This is a genomic window from Candidatus Ozemobacteraceae bacterium (assembly GCA_035373905.1).
Lineage (GTDB): Bacteria > Muiribacteriota > Ozemobacteria > Ozemobacterales > Ozemobacteraceae > MWAR01.
In genome coordinates this window covers 18,075-35,894 of the sequence record DAOSOK010000020.1, presented here as the reverse complement: position 1 = coordinate 35,894, position 17,820 = coordinate 18,075, and the positions used below count along the sequence as shown (strand labels likewise).

At 58.8% G+C, this 17,820-nt stretch carries 16 protein-coding genes and 1 pseudogene; 5 read left to right on the top strand and 12 right to left on the bottom strand.

Annotation, left to right across the window (positions count from 1 at the left end):
* The first annotated feature begins 12 nt into the window (after nucleotides 1–12).
* Nucleotides 13–600, top strand: coding sequence for a hypothetical protein (locus PLU72_11405; GenBank protein HOT28787.1), 588 nt, complete (start codon nucleotides 13–15; stop codon nucleotides 598–600).
* Between the two features lie 733 nt (nucleotides 601–1,333).
* On the opposite strand, the gene PLU72_11400 is transcribed toward PLU72_11405, so the two are convergent.
* Both PLU72_11400 and PLU72_11395 read right to left on the bottom strand, forming a co-directional pair.
* Nucleotides 1,334–1,801 (bottom strand): ferritin family protein, encoded by a 468-nt coding sequence (locus PLU72_11400; protein HOT28786.1) that lies wholly within the window; start codon nucleotides 1,799–1,801, stop codon nucleotides 1,334–1,336.
* Nucleotides 1,802–1,852: 51 nt separating this feature from the next.
* Nucleotides 1,853–2,356 (bottom strand): annotated as a pseudogene (locus PLU72_11395) (type 1 glutamine amidotransferase domain-containing protein).
* Between the two features lie 278 nt (nucleotides 2,357–2,634).
* Between PLU72_11395 and PLU72_11390 the strand changes: the two are divergent.
* On the top strand, nucleotides 2,635–3,081 hold the full coding sequence (locus PLU72_11390; GenBank protein ID HOT28785.1) for a hypothetical protein: 447 nt from the start codon (nucleotides 2,635–2,637) through the stop codon (nucleotides 3,079–3,081).
* 9 nt (nucleotides 3,082–3,090) lie between these two features.
* Here the strand turns inward: PLU72_11390 and PLU72_11385 are convergent, their stop codons facing one another.
* The gene (locus tag PLU72_11385) at nucleotides 3,091–3,750 is read right to left on the bottom strand and encodes a glycerol-3-phosphate acyltransferase (GenBank protein HOT28784.1); all 660 of its coding nucleotides are present in this window, start codon (nucleotides 3,748–3,750) and stop codon (nucleotides 3,091–3,093) included.
* A 113-nt stretch (nucleotides 3,751–3,863) separates the two neighbouring features.
* Here PLU72_11385 and aat point away from each other — a divergent pair, with 113 nt between their 5' ends.
* The 3 genes from aat to PLU72_11370 all read left to right on the top strand — a co-directional run bounded on the left by aat (nucleotide 3,864) and on the right by PLU72_11370 (nucleotide 8,498).
* The gene (gene aat / locus PLU72_11380) at nucleotides 3,864–4,553 is read left to right on the top strand and encodes a leucyl/phenylalanyl-tRNA--protein transferase (GenBank protein ID HOT28783.1); all 690 of its coding nucleotides are present in this window, start codon (nucleotides 3,864–3,866) and stop codon (nucleotides 4,551–4,553) included.
* Between the two features lie 120 nt (nucleotides 4,554–4,673).
* Nucleotides 4,674–6,101: an N-acetylmuramoyl-L-alanine amidase gene (locus PLU72_11375; protein HOT28782.1), complete on the top strand. Its 1,428-nt coding sequence runs from the start codon at nucleotides 4,674–4,676 to the stop codon at nucleotides 6,099–6,101.
* Between the two features lie 54 nt (nucleotides 6,102–6,155).
* On the top strand, nucleotides 6,156–8,498 hold the full coding sequence (locus PLU72_11370; GenBank protein HOT28781.1) for a methyl-accepting chemotaxis protein: 2,343 nt from the start codon (nucleotides 6,156–6,158) through the stop codon (nucleotides 8,496–8,498).
* A 187-nt stretch (nucleotides 8,499–8,685) separates the two neighbouring features.
* Here the strand turns inward: PLU72_11370 and PLU72_11365 are convergent, their stop codons facing one another.
* The 9 genes from PLU72_11365 to PLU72_11325 form a co-directional block, all read right to left on the bottom strand.
* Complete coding sequence (locus tag PLU72_11365) at nucleotides 8,686–11,256, bottom strand: MBL fold metallo-hydrolase (protein ID HOT28780.1); 2,571 nt, start codon at nucleotides 11,254–11,256, stop codon at nucleotides 8,686–8,688.
* A 107-nt stretch (nucleotides 11,257–11,363) separates the two neighbouring features.
* Nucleotides 11,364–11,894, bottom strand: a complete 531-nt coding sequence (locus tag PLU72_11360; protein HOT28779.1) for a hypothetical protein — start codon at nucleotides 11,892–11,894, stop codon at nucleotides 11,364–11,366.
* A gap of 22 nt (nucleotides 11,895–11,916) precedes the next feature.
* Nucleotides 11,917–12,330 (bottom strand): prepilin-type N-terminal cleavage/methylation domain-containing protein, encoded by a 414-nt coding sequence (locus PLU72_11355; GenBank protein HOT28778.1) that lies wholly within the window; start codon nucleotides 12,328–12,330, stop codon nucleotides 11,917–11,919.
* A 4-nt stretch (nucleotides 12,331–12,334) separates the two neighbouring features.
* Nucleotides 12,335–13,051, bottom strand: coding sequence for an OmpA family protein (locus PLU72_11350; GenBank protein HOT28777.1), 717 nt, complete (start codon nucleotides 13,049–13,051; stop codon nucleotides 12,335–12,337).
* On the bottom strand, nucleotides 13,051–13,443 hold the full coding sequence (locus PLU72_11345) for a prepilin-type N-terminal cleavage/methylation domain-containing protein (GenBank protein HOT28776.1): 393 nt from the start codon (nucleotides 13,441–13,443) through the stop codon (nucleotides 13,051–13,053). Before PLU72_11345 ends, PLU72_11350 begins: the two co-directional genes overlap by 1 nt.
* Entirely contained in the window at nucleotides 13,427–15,523 is a 2,097-nt protein-coding gene (locus tag PLU72_11340; protein HOT28775.1) for a hypothetical protein, read from the bottom strand. Before PLU72_11340 ends, PLU72_11345 begins: the two co-directional genes overlap by 17 nt.
* 10 nt (nucleotides 15,524–15,533) lie before the next feature.
* Nucleotides 15,534–16,244, bottom strand: a complete 711-nt coding sequence (locus tag PLU72_11335) for a hypothetical protein (protein HOT28774.1) — start codon at nucleotides 16,242–16,244, stop codon at nucleotides 15,534–15,536.
* A complete protein-coding gene (locus PLU72_11330; GenBank protein HOT28773.1) occupies nucleotides 16,234–16,803 on the bottom strand; it encodes an RNA polymerase sigma factor in 570 nt (189 codons plus the stop codon). The genes PLU72_11335 and PLU72_11330 overlap by 11 nt, the downstream gene beginning before the upstream one ends.
* A gap of 25 nt (nucleotides 16,804–16,828) precedes the next feature.
* A complete protein-coding gene (locus tag PLU72_11325; GenBank protein HOT28772.1) occupies nucleotides 16,829–17,764 on the bottom strand; it encodes a glucosaminidase domain-containing protein in 936 nt (311 codons plus the stop codon).
* Between the last annotated feature and the right edge of the window lie 56 nt (nucleotides 17,765–17,820).

The following is a 17,820-nucleotide window of genomic DNA, read 5'->3' as shown; positions in this document are numbered from 1 at the left end:
GGGCGGCGAGCCGTGGGCGATGAATCTCGAGAACGTGCCGGGGAGCGCGTTTTTTCGGCCGATCTTCTGCGAAGGGTTCCGCAGAAGCTGTTTCTTTCGGAACGGGAATATCCCTCGTGGCTTCCGTTCGGGCTCGCGTTCCTGACGATATTGACTACGGCGGCATGGTGTGCGATTGCGGAACGCTTCGGCTGGGGAATGGGAGCGTCGATTGTCGGGAGTCTTGCGGCACTGCTGAGCGGATATGCGGTGTGGCTTCTCGTCCGCTGGTTTCTGATTCCCGTCCTGCGTGCCCGAGGGTTCTACCCTGTGGTCGAGTATCTCCCGGAGGAAAGCAAAGTCGTCATCTACGACCGTCCAGGCCGGTCGCTCTGGGGGGAGGAACATGCCGTCGTGACGGTGTTCCTCGACAGCATGACCGGCGTCGTTCTCGAACGGACAGTTTCCGACTGGGTCGTTTCCATCAGATTGAAAAAAGGGGATGCGCTTCGCATTCTATCATCGACGAGACACGACAGAGAGAAAGCCAGGGAACTGGCTTCCGACCTTGCGGCAATGCTTTCGCTCCCATGGTCAGATGATGCAGAGCATGGAACGTGATATTTCATCGCTCTGCTGATGGTTTTTCATCAGGTGTCGCCTTCTCGGTTCATGTCTAGCCACCCCATAGCAGGTGTCCCTGCTCTCGCAACAGCTTTCTGTTATGGGAAATTATTCACTTGCCTCAAAGTGGGCATTGGAAGCACATTCTGAGTGCTCCTGGAAAGCACGGATGTGCGGAAATGACACATCGTGATGCCCGAAATGTCTTCCGGAAGACTCCCGTTATCAGCTTATGTTCCGGACACTGGAGTGCCGGAAGGTATACCATGGCCTCAAAATGCGCATGGGAAGAGGAATAACGATGTGTGTGCGAATTTCACACGTGTTGCAGAAAGTGAACATCTGGAGAATCTAGAGAAAACCTGAGTTCAAGCTGATTCCGAAGTTGGCACGAACCTTGCTCTAATATCTGCAGTTCATTGAAAAGAAGCTTTCCGGGTTCTAACCAGGAGATTTCGGGGCTTTCTCCGAAGTTGACTGAAATCATCGCACCGTCGCAGCTCCAGCCGCTCTACCGATGCAGTATCTGCTTTGCCATCAACACCCTTCTCTCTCACTCTTACGGCTGACGCACCGAACACACCCGTTCATCTACACATCGCACGAACGTTGCTCCATAACCCGGAAACTCTTTATATATTTCGCCCCTCTTCGAGGGGCACGCGATTTCCTCTCAAAAGATCCTCTCACTTTCGCCCCGGCCTTTCAACGCCGGGGTTCTTTTTTTCTCTCAGTCCAATTCTTCGCGCCACCAAGGTTCTTTTTCGATGGCGGAGGGAAGCGGGCATTCGGAAAGAATTGCGATTTCCTGCTCGAGATGATGGCGATGCTGCAACTCGGTTTCCGCAAGTTGTCTGAACAGCTTTTTGGATTCGGGGTTTTTCACTTTCTCGGCAACATGATTGTACAGGCGATAGGACGCATCCTCGCCCTCGAGGGCGGTTTGGAGGAGTTCCATGAATCCGACGCCCGGATCGATTTTCATCGAATCTTCGCCCGCGTGTTCAAAGGAACGAGGGGTGGGCTTTTTCCCGGGGACGATTTTCTCGAACAGGGCGACCAGAATTTCCTTGTGAGCGCGCTCCGTCTCGGCCAGGAACTTGAGCTTTGCCTTGGAAAGTTTATCTTTGCTGAGCTTTGAAAGGGTCTCATAAAGGGCCTGGGCTTTGATTTCCATACCCATGGCATACTCGAGCACCCTGCTGGGTGCGGCGTAAATCCATGGGGCGCGGATGCGGTCGTAGTCGATCAGATTTGCCGCGAGGGCTTTGTTGAAGGCGGGGAGGTCTTCCGGGGTGCGCGAGGTGATGAGATTGCCGTCGACCATTACCTCGGCATCGCGATACAGGGCGCCGGCATTTGTGAGATCGTCGCGAATACCGGGATAGCAGGTCATCTTCCTTCCGCCGACGAGTTTCGCCGATATCAGCACCTGCGGCCCATGGCAAATGGCAGCGACGGGCTTGGCCTGCAACATGAACTCCTTGACAAAGGCGATGACGCCCGGGTCGAGACGAAGAATCTCCGGGGCGCCTCCGCCCGGAATCAGAAGCGCATCAAACTCGCTCGCATGCACGTCCTGTACGGTCGCATCGATCGTGACCACCGAGCCGTTCTGCCCGATGACCGAGCCCCTCTGGATGCCGATGAACCTGACGTCCGCCCCGTGCTCGCGGAGATGCGAAACAGGACTGCTCACCTCGTCATCGTTGAATTTCCGTGCGACAAGAACCGCTACCATCTTGTTCTTCATGGGATCCTCCGTCTCGTTGTATGACCACCTGTCTGATGTCAGGATATCATCTGGGATTGTTCCACGTCAAAAATCCGGAAAAAGACAAAATGGCCGCCGGTGTGCTACTCTCAGGACCGATGAATGATCGGCATCGCCCGCGGGCCCGCAAGAACCCGACAGCATCCTGGAAAACAATATATATATCGTTAGGTATATGTATTGCGGTCCCTGCTTGGGGCGCTCTCGGGGATTTCACCGGTTCAGGATATCCTCCCGCCGCGCCGGCGGATCAACAGGTGACCTCCGCGTCGGTGTCGGCCTCGGTTCCGTATTCTCCCAGAATCGCTTCGGGCGCCCTGTTGCCCTACGATCCGTTCATGGACAACCGCCTTCTGGCGCCGCAGAAGCCGCAGGGCGTCTTCGGCCTTCCCGTGAAGGACGTCGAGCGGATGCTGCGTGCATACGGCGCGAAGCCGTTTTCCTACGTGTTCGGAAAGGAAAGCCGTATGCTCCTGGCTGCGTATCTGATCACGATCCGGTTCGACCGGTTCCGGCGTGTCGGCGGAATCATCGTCGAACCGAAAGCGCCGATACGGACCATCGGAACGAACGCCCAGGCGTTCTTTACGCAGACGTTCCTGAGCGGCATCGATCCGGCGATGTTTCAAACGGTCATCACGCCGGAGAAAATATCCATCTTGTTCGAACCGCCCCCGCAAAACGCGGGAACGGAAAAGAAGTAGGAACGGCCGTCAGGATTTCGGTTTCGCCTGATCTGCAGGAGGAGCAGGCGGCGGGCAGGACGGGCCGAGGCCCATGTAACTCACCAGGCTGGTCCGATACTCCCACATCGTGCAGATCGAAAGGGCGCCCACGACATACAGGTAAACGAGTTTGTCCGGCGCAAAAAACCAGATGTAGGGAATGCTCACGACGGGCATGGCGCCTGCTGCGCTTACCGCACCGGGCCTGACCGAGAGGCCCCAGAAAGAAAGGGCCGCCCAGACGAGAAACGCGATGAACGCGGGGATCGGAAGAATCGTGAAGAGCACGCCGGCCGTCGGCGCGAGGCCTTTTCCGCCCCTGAACCCGAGAAAAACCGAATGGCAATGGCCGATGACGACGAAAATGCCGCCGAGGCACACGACGAGAGCATACGCATCGTCGGAAGGCTGGATGAACCGGTTCAGCAGGGGAGACATCGCTAGCCAGCCCTTGAGAATGTCGAGCGCCGTCACGACGATGCCGAGTTTCATGCCGAGGAGTTCGAAAACGTCTCCCGAGGCTTTCGTCGTCCATGTTCCGTCCTTTATGACGGTCCCGTGCCGGAACAACCTTGCGAAAATATCGCCGAACGGGATCGACCCGAGAAGGTAGACGAGCAGGCAATACGTGAGAATCGAATGACTCATGTTGTTGTACCAATGCGGCGAATGAAATTCGCGAATACTGTAGAATAAAAGACGAACCGCAAGGTAACATAACGTGAAATGAAAAGCAACGACCACCATCATCGGGGCACCGGATGAACCAGCAGTCTCCCGGCGGAATTCCCGAGCTGGAAGCCCTGTTCCCGAGTCTTGTCACCTTTCCCGACCCGCGGCGGGCGCGGAAGGACGGGCTTCTCGCCGTCGGCGGCGACATGCTCCCGGGAACGCTGATCCGTGCGTATGCTCGCGGCATCTTTCCCTGGACCTCGGATCCGATCACTTGGTGGTCTCCGGATCCCAGGGCGATCTTCGATATCGCCTCTTTCAGGCTTTCCACACGCGGCGAGCGGTATTTGCGATCGGGCAGGTTCGAGATAACGTTCGATACGGCCTTCGAGAGCGTCATGGAAGGGTGCGCGAGGCCTGCGCCCGGCCGTGAAGAGAGCTGGATAAGCAGGGGGTTCGTCGTTTCCTACACGCGGTTGTTCCGGATGGGATTCGCGCACAGCGTGGAAGCCCGGATGGAGGGGAAGCTCGTCGGCGGCGTGTATGGCGTCGCCCTGGGCGGTTTTTTCGCCGGCGAGTCGATGTTTCACACGGTTCCAAACGCTTCGAACGTGGCCCTCGGTGCCCTCATGGCGCGTCTGAAGCTGCGCGGGTTCACGCTTTTTGACACCCAGGTGATCACTCCGCACACCAGACGACTCGGCGCGTTCGAGATCCCCCGGATCGAGTATCTCCGACTGCTTTCGTCCGCGCTCCGGAAACCCTGCGACTTCCCCTGAATAATCGAGTTGCGAAAATTTATCCGCATCTTTTCAGCGATTGACGAGTCTGTTATAATTCCCTCCCGTTCAGACTCGATGATAAGAGACGGAACGATCGACACCCAGGAGCGAAGGACCATGGCGTTTTTTCCCGGTCGGCTGGTACGAACTGTTATCCTCCTTTTTTCCGTCTGTGCGTTCGTCATCGGCCTCCTTCCAGTGGCTCATGGCGAAGATCTGCGCATTACGGACATCAGATTCTGGCAGAGTCCGGAAGAAGCCCAGATCGTTCTCGATTTGAACGGCGTGCCCCGCGTGACGCCCGTCCAGTCGTTGATGGATGGAACGATATTCTTCGATATTGAAAACGTCGCGTTCAGACCGGGCCGGCAAAGTTATCCTTTGAACAATGCGTTCGTCCAGACGCTGAGCGTGCAGGAGCGCGTGCGCGGCGGAGTACGGGTTTTTCTCAAGCCGGGGGAGGGCGTGATCAACCGGACGTTTGTCCTTCCTGCGAACGCCGAGAAACCCGACCGGATCGTCGTGTTCCTTGGCGAACCGGCGCGGTCGGCCGAATCGAGGCGGGTCCAGGAAGTCGAGGAGATCAGCAGGCTGAAAGCCGGTAACGTCAAGATCGTGGTGATCGATCCCGGGCATGGCGGCGAAGATCCCGGCGCCCGGCATAACGGCATCATCGAAAAAGATTTCGTTCTCCAGATGGGGCGTCTGGTCAAGGCCTACTTCGACCGGGATCCCCGATACAAAGCTATTCTCACCAGGTCCGGTGATTATATCATCCCGCTCGAACGGCGGAGCCAGATCGCCGCCCGGTACGGTGCCGATGCGTTCGTGAGTCTGCATGGCAATTACAACAGGAAGCGCGACATTGCCGGACTCGAAGTCTATTACGAATCACCGAAAGGCGCCTCCGGCGAAGCTGAGCGCCTGCTCGTCGACGCGGAAAACCGCCAGGACGCCGTCGGCGGGGTCGGCGCCTCGCTGGGCGGCAGCACCAAGCAGGTGATCGTCCAGAAGCAGGCGGAGGTCATGTTCCTGAGCCGCCAGCTCGCCGAAAAGACCGCTATGCGCCTCGGACAGGCCGTTCCCGGCCTCTCTCTCCGGGGAGTGAAACGCGCCGGCTTCAAGGTTCTCCACTCGACGGCGATGCCATCGGTCCTCATCGAACTGGGTTACATGTCGAACCCGTCGGATGCCGCGAAGATGCGCTCGTCCGATGCCAAGACGCGGCTCGCCCAGGCGGTTTATCTCGGAGTGCGAGATTTTCTCGAAGGCGGAATCCAGCAGGGATACGACGCCGGATACCTCGAATACGTAAAGAAAGTCGAGGAAGAGAAAAGGGCCCGTGCGGAGCGCCTCCGGAAGGAACAGGAGCGAAGAGCGAAGGCGATCGCGGCAAGCAAACCGTATACCGTGAATAAGGGTGATACGGTCGCTTCCGTCGCGAAAAAGTTCAAAGTGTCCGTCGCGGCCGTCCGCGACCTCAACCAGTTCGGGAAAAAACGCGCGCTGAAAGTCGGAGAAACCATTCGCATCCCGGGTCGCTGACATGAACCGGAAGAACGTATCCGGCCCCGGGCGTCCGGGGCGGAGGAGGGTGTTTTGAGTCTGCTCGGCAACCTGAAAATCAAGACGCGCCTTTTCATCACGATGATCATCGTGTCCGCAGTTCTGCTTGGCCTGAACCTGTACATCACCGGGATGATCCGCAATACCGTCAAATCGCAGATTCCCCTGCAGGTCCAGACGTTGTTGACGTCCGAAACCAACCGCCTCGAAACGATCGTCGAGTCGTACGAGAAACTGACCCGGTTCATTTCGAGACTGGACGCCACCGTGCAGTTTCTCTCGTGGACGCTCCAGCAGCCGGATGCGGTCGATGTGATCGAACAATGGCGCAAGGCGCTACATTCGCCGATGGCCCAGATGTCGAAAATCGGCGGCCGGGGAACCGGCGAAATCGCCGAAATAGCGATTCTTTCCGTCGACGGGAAAACCCGCTACCGCATCGGCAAGGGGGGGACGGTGCTCCCCGTGAATTCTGCGCCGTACGAACCGTTCGTTTCGGATATGAACATCGCGTCCATGACCGAGGATACATATTATAAATCGCCAATTATACTTGTACAAGAGTCGGCCTTTTCGCCGTCCGGGAAGGCAGATTCGCGCTCGTCATCGCAGAGTTCGACCGACGAGGCGGGCGGCTCCGCCGACTCCCGCCCGTCGGACGAACTCAAACAACGGATCATGTACTGCGGCCTGCCGGTCGTTTCCGAAGGGCGCATCATCGGCGCCGCCCTCATCGGCATCGATCTCGAAAATCTTCTGAACGGCGTGCCCACGGCACTCGATTCCTTGAACGGCAAAGCTTCGCTCGTAACATCCGACAAAATACACTACGGATTTTATATCGCTCACTCTGATATGAGTGTGGTCCTGGACCCGAAACAGAACATCTGCATCAACACGGATGAAATCGACATCCAGGACGCCGCCGACCGCATCCTCCAGGGAAGCGCGGCGATCGCCAAGTTCATGACGGGGAAGCGCGATCACCTGTTCGTCGCGGCTTCCCCGATTCGGAACACAAACTGGGTCATGCTGGGGATCGTCGACTCGAAGGGAATGCTCGGGGCGCTCGACGAGGCCCAGAAGTTTTCGATGTTCCTGATCTTTTTCGGGTTGTTCGCCATGACGGCCATCACGATGATGGTCATTCGAGGAGTCGTCTTTTCGATCAACGGCGTGTCGATGGGCCTCGAGGAGATTTCCCGCGGCCGAGGCGACCTGACGAAACGCATCGCGGTGCAGGGCCGTGACGAGATGTCAGAAGTGTCCGACCGGTTCAACAAGTTCATCGGGTATATCCAGCGGCTTCTCCTCCAGATACAGGACGTCATCAACCGCCTGTTCGGCATGTCGAACCAGATTTCCGACGCGACCTCCCAGGTCAACGAGTCGGTCCAGAAAATTCTCGGAAACACCCAGCGGATCACGAAGGCGACGCGCGAATCCGCGCTGACGCTCGAAAAGACCGCCGCCGCCATACAGGAAATCTCGGCAAACGCCCAACTCGTCGCGAAGCGTTCGAACCGCGCCTACGAAGAATCTGTCCAGAACCGGACCAAGGCCAACCAGGGCATGGAATCGGTGCGCGAAGCGTCGGCGACGATCAAGGGAATCGAGCGTGCCGTCGGTGACTCGTCGCGCGTTCTCGAGGAGCTGAAATCCCAGTCCCGGCGCATCGGGAAGATCGTTCTGACGATCACCGCGATTTCCCGCCAGACGAACCTGCTTGCGCTGAACGCCGCCATCGAAGCCGCCAGGGCCGGCGAGCAGGGCAAAGGCTTCGTCGTCGTAGCCGAGAACGTGAAGAAACTTGCCGAGCAGAGCGCCAAGGCCGCCGAGGAAATCGGCGCCCTCATCGGCGAAATCCAGCACAAGACGAACAAGGCTGTCGACGAGATGACCCAGGGGAAGGAGAAGGTTCAGGAAGGCGTCGGGATCATCAACCGGGCGGGCGGCCTGCTCGTCGAGATCGGCATGGCATCCGAGTCCGTCAACGTCCAGGTGCAGGACATCAGCAAGTCGAGCGCAGAGCAGAGCAGGAACATCGAGGCCGTCAGCTCCGCCATTGAAAACCTCTCGCTCACGACCAAGACCACGACGAGCGAAATCGACCAGGTCCTCGACTCGATCAAGCTCCAGAAAGACAATATCTTCGAGATGGCCCGGATCACCAAACACCTGGCGATGGTTTCCGAAGAACTCAAGCGCATGCTGACCAACTTCGTGCTGGAGATCCGGGAAGACGCTCCCCCGGCGGGAGAAGCCGCCGGCGAAGCCGGAAAGGCCGGTGCCGGGGAAAAGAACGGGACGGAATCTGCCGCCGAAGACCAGGCTGCACCTCAGTCGGGCAATCAGTCCGGTAAGCCGGCTGCCTGACCTGTCGAAACGAAGAGCAACGCCCCCGAACCCTGGTTCGGGGGCGTTGCAGTCATGAGCTCTGCCGAATGTCCTTCCCGATTCGTTTCCCTTGGACCTGTCGCTCGTCTTTCGACAGTCTCAGCACGAACGGAACGAGGATCGAACTTCGTTCAGATGAGAGTTGTCTTGGTCGTGAAGGAGACCGTCAGAAAGACGTCAGGGACTCTCGGCTCAGCGCGGTTTCTCCGTGGAGAACGCGGAACTCGAGTTGACCGCGGACCGTTTCCCGGAGATCGCTCACGGCCTTGCCGTCGAACCCCGCGAATGCGTCGCGAACGATGGAGGCATCGCCATTCTCGAGGTGGGTGCGAACGATCTCGGTCACCCGGTCGCGGAGGGCTTCGTAGCGAACGGCGCGGGTTTCGGCGTCCTGGTCGGCGGCGATCTCGTCGACGAAGCGCACGAGATCTCTGAGGGACTTCTCATGCGATGCTTCGAGCCACTGGACGACGCACCGGTTGAACTGGGGGGCGTGAATCTGGGCGTTCGGCTGATACAGGCTGTCGTCATAGAGCACTTCGCCGAAACAGGCCACGCGGCCGGTTCCGAGATCTTCGCATGCGGCGATCGGAACGGGCAGCTTCGGGGTGTGCGACGCGTAGATGTAGGCGTCATCGAGATTGTCGGCGTTTTGGTTATACGAGTCATCGTCGCCGGTCGCGAGCAGGGAGATATTCTTGGTCGCCTCGAGGCCCTTGTTCCCCTTGGCGATGAGCGAACAGGAGTTCCTGACGAGGATGTTCGAGACGCCGTTGATGATGGGCGAGGGATACGTCTGAACCCACGCGCGCCACGGGGCGCCGATATTGTTCGTCGGGTCGCAGAATTGGTCGTCGTTGAACCTGATCGAACTGCCGATTCCCTCGAGAATGGCGTTATGCAGTTCAGGCACGCTCCGGTTGCCGAAGTCGGAACGGGAATACAGCATGATCGAGCCGCCTTTGGAAACGAACTCCTTCAGTGCCGCCAGTTCCTCGGCGGTCACAGGCTTCGTGGGCTCGGGGAAGATAAAAATGAACCCGTCTTTCAGCTGATCGTAGGTGATGGCCTTCGAGACGCTTCTTAGCTGGAAACCGAGGCTGTTGAAGAGATCCATTTTCATGCCCCCGAACTTCCCGGTGAAATACTCGATGTTGCCGTGAGAGCAATCGACGTAGATGATCTTCGGCTGGACATCGATCGTATATGTCTCGGTATCGATGATGGTTTTCCCTTTCATCAGGACGACGAGGAGTTCCACCTGGCCGAGCCAGGAGATCTCGACGGGGAATTCGATCGAGGAGGTGCCGGTCGCCTTGAGACGGCTGATGCCGGTCTGGCCCAGGATGTTATCCGGCGACATCGCCGTGTGATACAGGATCACGTTCAGATTCTTCGTTTCGGCTGAACTCGGATTGACGATCTTCACCCGGGTCTTGAAGGGTTTTCTGGCATACACCTGCTTTGCGTTGATCGTGAAGGCGTCGATTTGGGGCAGGGGAACGCCGTCGCCGGCCGGGGTCGTGATCGTTCCGTCGAACGTCACATACTGGTCGGGAATCCGGGCGTCCATGGAGGTGGCCCTGAAGGAATAGACCGAGCCGGGTTTGAGTCCCGTCAGCGTCACGGTATGGATCGTGGCGGCGTTGGCGATAAGTTTCGACTGGCCGAGGTCGGAAATACCGTAGTAGATGCGGGTGTCGGACGGCTTGTTCGTCACCCACTGGAGCGTGGCCGACGTCGGGGTGAGCGATACGATCTCAGGCTTTTTCGTGAACTCGAGTGGGCTCTGATTGCTGCTGAAATGAATGGTCTTGCCGTCGGTCCAGCTATCGACGTGGCCGTCCTGGTCGGTGCGGAACACCTTCATCTTGTAGAACGCATATTTTTCGAGGGTTTCCTTGTTCGGGTGGCCGAACGAGTTCTTCGCGGCGACGGAGATAACGCCGTATTCGGGACGGGCCAGATCCATCAGCGGATTGCCGGATGAGGTCTTGCTGCCGTGATGTCCGGATTTGAGAACCGTGCATTGGAGTTTGTCGCGGAACACATTGATCGCTGTCGCTTCGGCGCCGCGCTCGGCGTCGCCCGTGAACAGGTAGCTGATTTTGCCGGCCGTGAGCTTGATGATCAGGGACTGCTCGTTGGCCGAAATTTTCACGGTGTCCGACCCGGCTCGATCGATCGTGGCGACGTCCGGAAGATCGAATCTCCGCTTGATGGCAGATTTATCCTCGGCGTGGAGGACTTCCACTTTGATGTCCGAGCCCCAATCGAGCTTGTCACCCATCTTTGCCTTGTTGTAGGGAATCCCCTTGGCGACGATGGCATCGTGAAGTTTCATGTACAGCTGTGCATCGGTGCTGCTTTCTTCGGGGTCGCCGCTGCCCATCGAATCGGACGAATACACGAACTCGCCGATCGGAAACGACTGGACCAACTGGATGAAGCCTCCGAAGTGATCGCGGTGAGGGTGTGAAATGACCGCGACATCGATTTTCTTGATGCCTTCTTTTTTGAAATACGGAATGATGGCGGCGTTCGCCGCATCTGCCTTGTCGTCGCCAGCGTCGATAAGAATGGTCTTTTCAGCCGTTCTAACGAGAATGGCATCGCCTTGCCCGACGTCGAGGACGGTGACCCGTACGGTGGGTTCGCCTGTTGCAAAAGCCGCCGCGGCAAGCAGAAAGACCAGCAGAAACGCTGGAATCAGGCGGCGCATCGATCGATTCTTCATACTCTTGTGCTCCTTATGGGATCGTGCGTGAACAAGCTGGCAATGATGCGATTACTCGTAGATTGTACAAATTTAGCGGGGGGGTGTCAATGGAAGGAGCCGAAGAATCAGGGAATTTCCGTGGCTGGGAAGAATTTTCCGTCTTGCGCTGCCTTTTTTGCGTCGAATCTTCGCTCGAGATGGAGGGGCGGGTTCGAATCGATGTCGATGAACAGGGAAATATAGGGTGTTTTTCCCAGCGTATCGGTTGCGAGTCGCATCTCGACGGCTTCGTTCCGGTCTCCGCTGAAAAGATAAGACCGGCTGCCGTTCGGGCGGCTGCGGGTGACGGTTCTCGTCGAGGTCGAAAAATCGTAGGTGATCTCGCCGTCCTTTCTCGCGATGACGAGAGTGTACCGTCCGCTCGAACTGCGGGCGGCGGAGTGGTCCTGGCTCCCGGCAAGATCGCGGTGGATGTCGTCGCAGAGGTGAATGAACGAGCTCTGACCGGCGAAGCCGGAGGTCTGGAGATCGTGCTGACGGCGCACCGAGAACATGAAGCGAACGAACACCGTCAGAACGAGCGCCACGATGAGGGCGACGAAAAAGGCCTCGGTGATCGTCCAACCGGCCTTGCGTGAACGAACGAGCGGGGGCACTATGTGCCCTTTGGTGAGTCTTCTATTGAGGCGGTGCAACCATGAATCCTTTCAACTCGAGTGCTCTTTGAGCGACCTGGATCCCGGGCATGCGGAACGTCGAATCGAGGGAGATGACCTTGATGCGATGGTCCGATCCGGGTTGAATGGTGATGTTGATTTCACAGATGAACTGGCCGACGATCTGGACGCCGCGATACCGGTCGAGAATGCGGGTGTATGTCGCACTGTCGGGATTTCCCAGGTCATCGAACGGAACGGAACGAAAATCCGCAAGACACGAGGCGAGAAGCGTGTTGGCCATGACGGAGTCGCGGGCACCGAGGGATATTCGCCGGACATGCGTTATATGGCGCGTCAGGGGAAGGAGAAAGCAGGAAAGAACCAGTATTGCGACCAGTACTTCCACGAACGAAAAACCGCGTCGTCGAATCATCCCGTCACTTTCTGACAACCTCGACCCGCCTGTTCTGAAGACGCCCCTCTTCCGTATCGTTCGATGCGGTCGGTTGCGATGCTCCGAAGCCGACGGTCTCGAGACGATCGCCGGCGATGCCGTTGTTGACAAGCCAGGTTTTGACAGCCTCCGCGCGCTCCACTGAAAGTTGCTGATTCACCGATGCGTCGCCAGTGCTGTCCGTATGGCCTTCGATGAGAAATCTTGACTCGGCGTTCGATTGAATGAGAAATAGAAGTCTCTGGAGAGTTGGATACGACTCCGGCTTGATCGTGGAGCTATTCAGGTCGAAAGTGATGTCCCTGAAGACGATGCGGCTGTCCTGCCGCAGATCGTTCACGGCCGAACCGAGTCCCCATTCCTCAGGTATGAGAAAACCGTCTTTCGAGATCTCCGGCGAGATTCCACCGACGAGGTCGCTCGCCGCCGGCTTCGGGGGAACGTTCGTGACGGCCGTCGATACGGGGCGCGGCGATGGAATCGACGCATCGATTGCCGGATCCTTCGGATCGGGGAGGCTGGGGGCGTCCGATGCCGCCCGGCCCGCCCTGAACGTGAACCTGAACTCCTGGCCTTCAAAGCCGACCGTTCCGTTGATCTTTTCCCCGAACGCCGGTACTCCGGCCAGAACCCCGGTTAGAATCAGGGGCACCAGGATGCTGACGAATTTCCTGACGTATATCCGCATCGGCTTTTGCATCAGTCCGCCTCCGTTGCAAGATTGAAGATCATCTTCGCGCCGGGCTTCAACGGCCGGCCGAAATCGAAGAGCCGCCGGGTACCTTTCGCCTCGCGCAGAATGCCGTTTCCGGAAATCGTGTATGATATAGAAAGATCCCCGCCGCGTTCCATCGCATGAATGACGCAGCCGCCGGGGACGGATATGATTTGCCGAGCCATTCTGACGTCCGACAGGAACGACTCGAGAAAGGTTCCCATGGCGAGATAGTAGGCCGAGGTCTGCTGGTCATCGACGATGGTCGAACTCGATCGGAAGTGCATGTAGAGGAATGTGCCCGTCAGGATCGCGAGCATCGCGACCACGATCATCACTTCGACCAGCGTAACGCCGCCGCTACCTGCCCGGTTCAATGACGTATTCCTCCTCCTCGGAAATCTTGTACCGGTACAGCGGGTTCGGCTGGCCCGCCGTGTCGAGACGGAACGGGTCGAACCTGCCGTCAAAGGTGATCCGCTTCTCCTGTCCGTTCAGCATGCCGGACAGATCGAGTTTTCCCGCCGCTACGCCGCCGAGAATCCGAAAGCCGCTTCGAGCCTTGAATTCTCCGCGCAGGCAAACGAGCCGAGCCTGGATTTCCGCGGAGGTTTCGACCGAGATGTCCTTCGTGGCGATCAGCGTCAGGGGATCCGAGGCGATGACGCCCGCCCTGAGCCCGATGCTGCCGTTCACGATGATGATCCCGCCCGTTTCGACCGTGAGCGGGGTCGACAGATCGAGATCACCTTGGGTGAGATAGATGATCCCGGGGATCCGAAGCTTGCCGTCCCGGATGCATCGTGAGGCGAAATCCGCCGGGGTCGGGAAGGTCACGGTGATCTTCTGCTGCAGCTCCTTGAGACCTTCGATATCGGCGAGCCTTCCTTCGAACACGGGAACGTCTCCGCGGCTCACCTTGCCGGCGGCGGAACGGAGGGAATCCCGGAGATTCCCTCCCGTCGGGTCCCATTGTTCTATTCCCGTAATTACATCAGGAGGGGGCTCGCTGAACGATGCGGATACGGGGTCGCTGACCGTCCCGCTCTCCTTCGCCTGGACGTAGAGGTAATTCAGGCTGTCGAGAAAGGAATCTGTCGTGATCTCGGTCGCCATGGGCCGATATTTCCCCCACGACGGCGCGGGATCGTTGACGTTGATGCCGAACAGCAGGGCGAACGTATGGATATCGGCGGAGTAGTTCTGCGGAGGATTCCGGAACATGCTTTCGAACGCTGCCTGGTCGGAGAACCCCGGAATGACGGTCGGTTTGAACGGAACCACGCGCTGGGGATACGAGTTCGGATCGACGAGATCGACCTGGATGAGCCGATATTGGATGTAGCTCCGGAACACCGGGCCGAACACGATCGTTGGCGACAGACGAGAACCGGTGCCGAACGGCCGAATCAGCGACGCTTTCGGAACATCGCTGAATAGGTTCCTGATGCCCAGGATGTCGTTCACCTGTTTTTCGGCGGTGCCCGTGCGGGTCGTGACGAGGAACCGGGCTTTCATGCCCTGGTAGCGTCGCAACATATCCCGGAGCACCTGCGGAGCCGGAACATGGAGACGGCTTTTCATGCCGGGGTCGCTGTATTGCCCGAACCGGAGCAGGACCCGATCGTCGTATTCGCCTGTCGTGCCGGCTGAACCGGAAAGGTTGAGGGTCCACGACGCCGACGGCGAGTTGAGGAATATCCAGCCCGAGTCGCGCGCAAGCTCGGGGATGGGGGGGAACGCCGGAACGTGAATCGAGGAGTCGACGGCGTTGTAGGTGTTTTCGTGGTTTTGGAGAAGGAGGGGGGCGCCGTTGTCGAAATTGTCGGTCGAAGCGCCGCGGATGAGGCAGTTGAGCTGGTCAGACGGGGGCGATTCGCGCACGAACAGGGTGAATTTCGAAAGAACGGGGTGAACCGCGAGAAAGACCTTGAACCCGCGGGAAACGCGGACGCGGCGCGCGCTTCGACCAACCGTGGCCGTCGAGACGATCTGCATTTCACCGTATTTTTCGATCGGATCGGAACAAAACCCCTCGACCGGGTCGAATTTACGGGGCTTCGTCACCCTGGCGACGATGCTCAGGGTTCCGCCGAGCGATTTCCGGTAGTCGTCGAGCGATTCTGGGATCTCGATCACGTGTTCCTTCGTTTCATCGGGGGTAGGGGCGAAAATCGCCTTCAGCAGTTCAAACGAGAAAAAACTCGGGCTCGGGTTGTACGATCCGCTGGCCAGGACCGTCGAGGCCCACGCCGCTCCCGCCTCGGCCAGCTCGAGGGCGCGCGTGCTTTCAATATAATGCGCGGCGCTCTGCACCTGGCCTCGCGAAAGGAAACTGAGGGCCCCGAAGAAAATCGCCAGAACGAGCATGATGCCGACGACGAGGGGAAAAACGAATCCCCGCCGCGCTCGCAGACGGCCGCAAGCCCCGTCGCCTGGCGGAGGAGAAGATCTCATGACGCGCCGCTCAGTCCTGGCCGCCGGCAGGGGCCGTCATGGGAACGAACCCGTCAATCAGCTCGTCTCCGTTTCCGGATGCCGGAGACGCTTCTGGATGCGGCACGGTGAGGGGCACGGAGGGGGCTGCCGGCCGTTCGGGAATCACCGGGGGGCGGACCGCGGGTATGGGAGGGGAAACAGGCTGCGGCTTGTCAGGCACAGAAACCGTTTCCGACGCTTTTCCAGCGGGAATGGGGCGTTGCAGGGCGGCCGGCGTTGAGGAAACATCGGCTGGCGCGGGGGTGGCGGAGGGTTTCGAAGATTGGATCGAAGAAGGGGAGGGCGGCCGGGAGCGCAGGGCGGACAAGCCGTATTCGAGCACCCCGATGAAGAGGATGCCGGCGGCGAGGATGACGATGGGGCCGATCCCAACCGGAGCGGATACCGCTACCGAAGCTTTGACGGCGGTCGACGTTGCCCCTGATGACTGGGGGCCGGCCGCCGGGGTGGTCGGAGACGCAGGTTGAGCGGGGATGAGCGGGGCGAGCGATTCCCAGAGCCGCATTGCTTCCTTCGAATCGGGCGACATGCTGGCGCAATGGTTCCGGAACGCCTGGATCTCAGCGTGAACCTGCCGGCATTGGGCGCAGGCGGAAAGATGGCGCGCGATATGTTCCGGCAGGGAAGCGGATTCGGAGGCGGGTGTGTCAAGCCATTCGAGATAGGTGTCACATGGCATTCGTTCCGGCCTCCTTTCGCAACTGGCACAGAGCGCGGAAGACGATTTGTCTGAGCGTTCCCTCGCGTATGCCGGTGATTTCCGAAATCTCGGTGTAAGAGAGCTGTTCGACGTGTTTGAGAAGCATGACTTCGCGCTGCTCCGGGGTCAATCCCTTCAGCCATTCCGCCATCGAGGCTTCGGCGGCGACGGCGTCCGCCGGATTTCTCGGGTCTGCGAACGGGGCCCAGCGGTCGGGATTATCCGGAATCGTCACCGTTTTTGCCGTTTTCCTGCGTTTCAGATCGATAACCATGTTTCTGGTCATGGTCAGCATCCAGCTCTTGAACTTCGAACGTCCGTCATAGGAAGCTGCGTGCTGTGATATTTTGAGAAATACTTCCTGGGCCAGATCGCGGGCCGTTTCCCAGTTGCCGCACAAGCTTGCGGCGTAACGGACGACGAGGCCGATATGCCTGAGAAACAGAAGTTTGAAGGATTCAACATTTCCCTGGCGGAACTGTTCCATCAGGGCGTCGTCAGATGCGGACTCGAGGCTTGGCGGGACGGGAATGGTCATGTGAATGACGACAGGTCAGAAACGATCAGGTGTCATATTGATACAGATTCCAGGTTTTCATGATGCTCACGAGTTTTTTCGCATACGACGGATCCGTCGCGTAGCCGCACCGCTGGAGCTGTGCGGCGAACATGTCCGGGTTGTCCTTGTATGCCATCGCCGGGCGATAGCGGTCTTTTTGCAACAGTTTCGAGTGGTCGTCGATAGATTCGGACCAGGTGTTGTAGGCGCGGAACGTTCCCTGGACAGTGACATATCTGCCGTTGATATACTCACGGGTCGGCTTGCTCACCGAGCCGGCCGGGCCGGTTCCCTTGATGCCGAACAGGTTCTTCGCGTTGCCGATCGTCGAGCCGCCCCAACCGGTTTCGAGCGCTGCCTGGGCGATCGTAACCGACGCGGGCACGCCCGTGCGGGCCATCGACTGCTTCGCGGCCGGACCGATGAGCCTGACGAACTTTTCGGGAGGGAGTTTCCCGCCCTTCCAGGCGTTGAGTTCCGCCGAATCGACGCCGAGATTCGCCTGTGCAGGTTTTGTCGGAGTGACCGGCGCCGGGGAGCGCTGCGTGCCGCCGGTCGTTGCCGGGGTCCTGGGTTCCGTTGTCGAAGCCGGCGGAGTTCCGGTAGCGGAAATGATATTCCCTATTTCGTTGAAGAGGTTGGCAAGGGCATCGAGAAAATTGATCAGGGAAGTAACGAGGGTCGAAACGGATGATACGGACTGAGATGACGCGGAATGAACGGAGGAATCGGACTGATTTGCGGGTGTTCCGGCGGAACCGCCGGTCGAAGTGACGGTTGAGGTCTGTTGTGTCTCGGAGGAGTTCTGTTCGGGAACGAATCCGCCCAGCCCTTCGTCGAACGCGAAGCCGATGCTTCCGAACCCGACCAGGAGAACGGCAAGATACGAAGCCAGGAGCCGCCGTATGGTCGATCGATATGTACCGCGAATCGCCTTCATGGGGTTCCCCCTTTCCGCGTTGGTTCCATGGAAGAGAAACGTACTCGTCGCAGGGC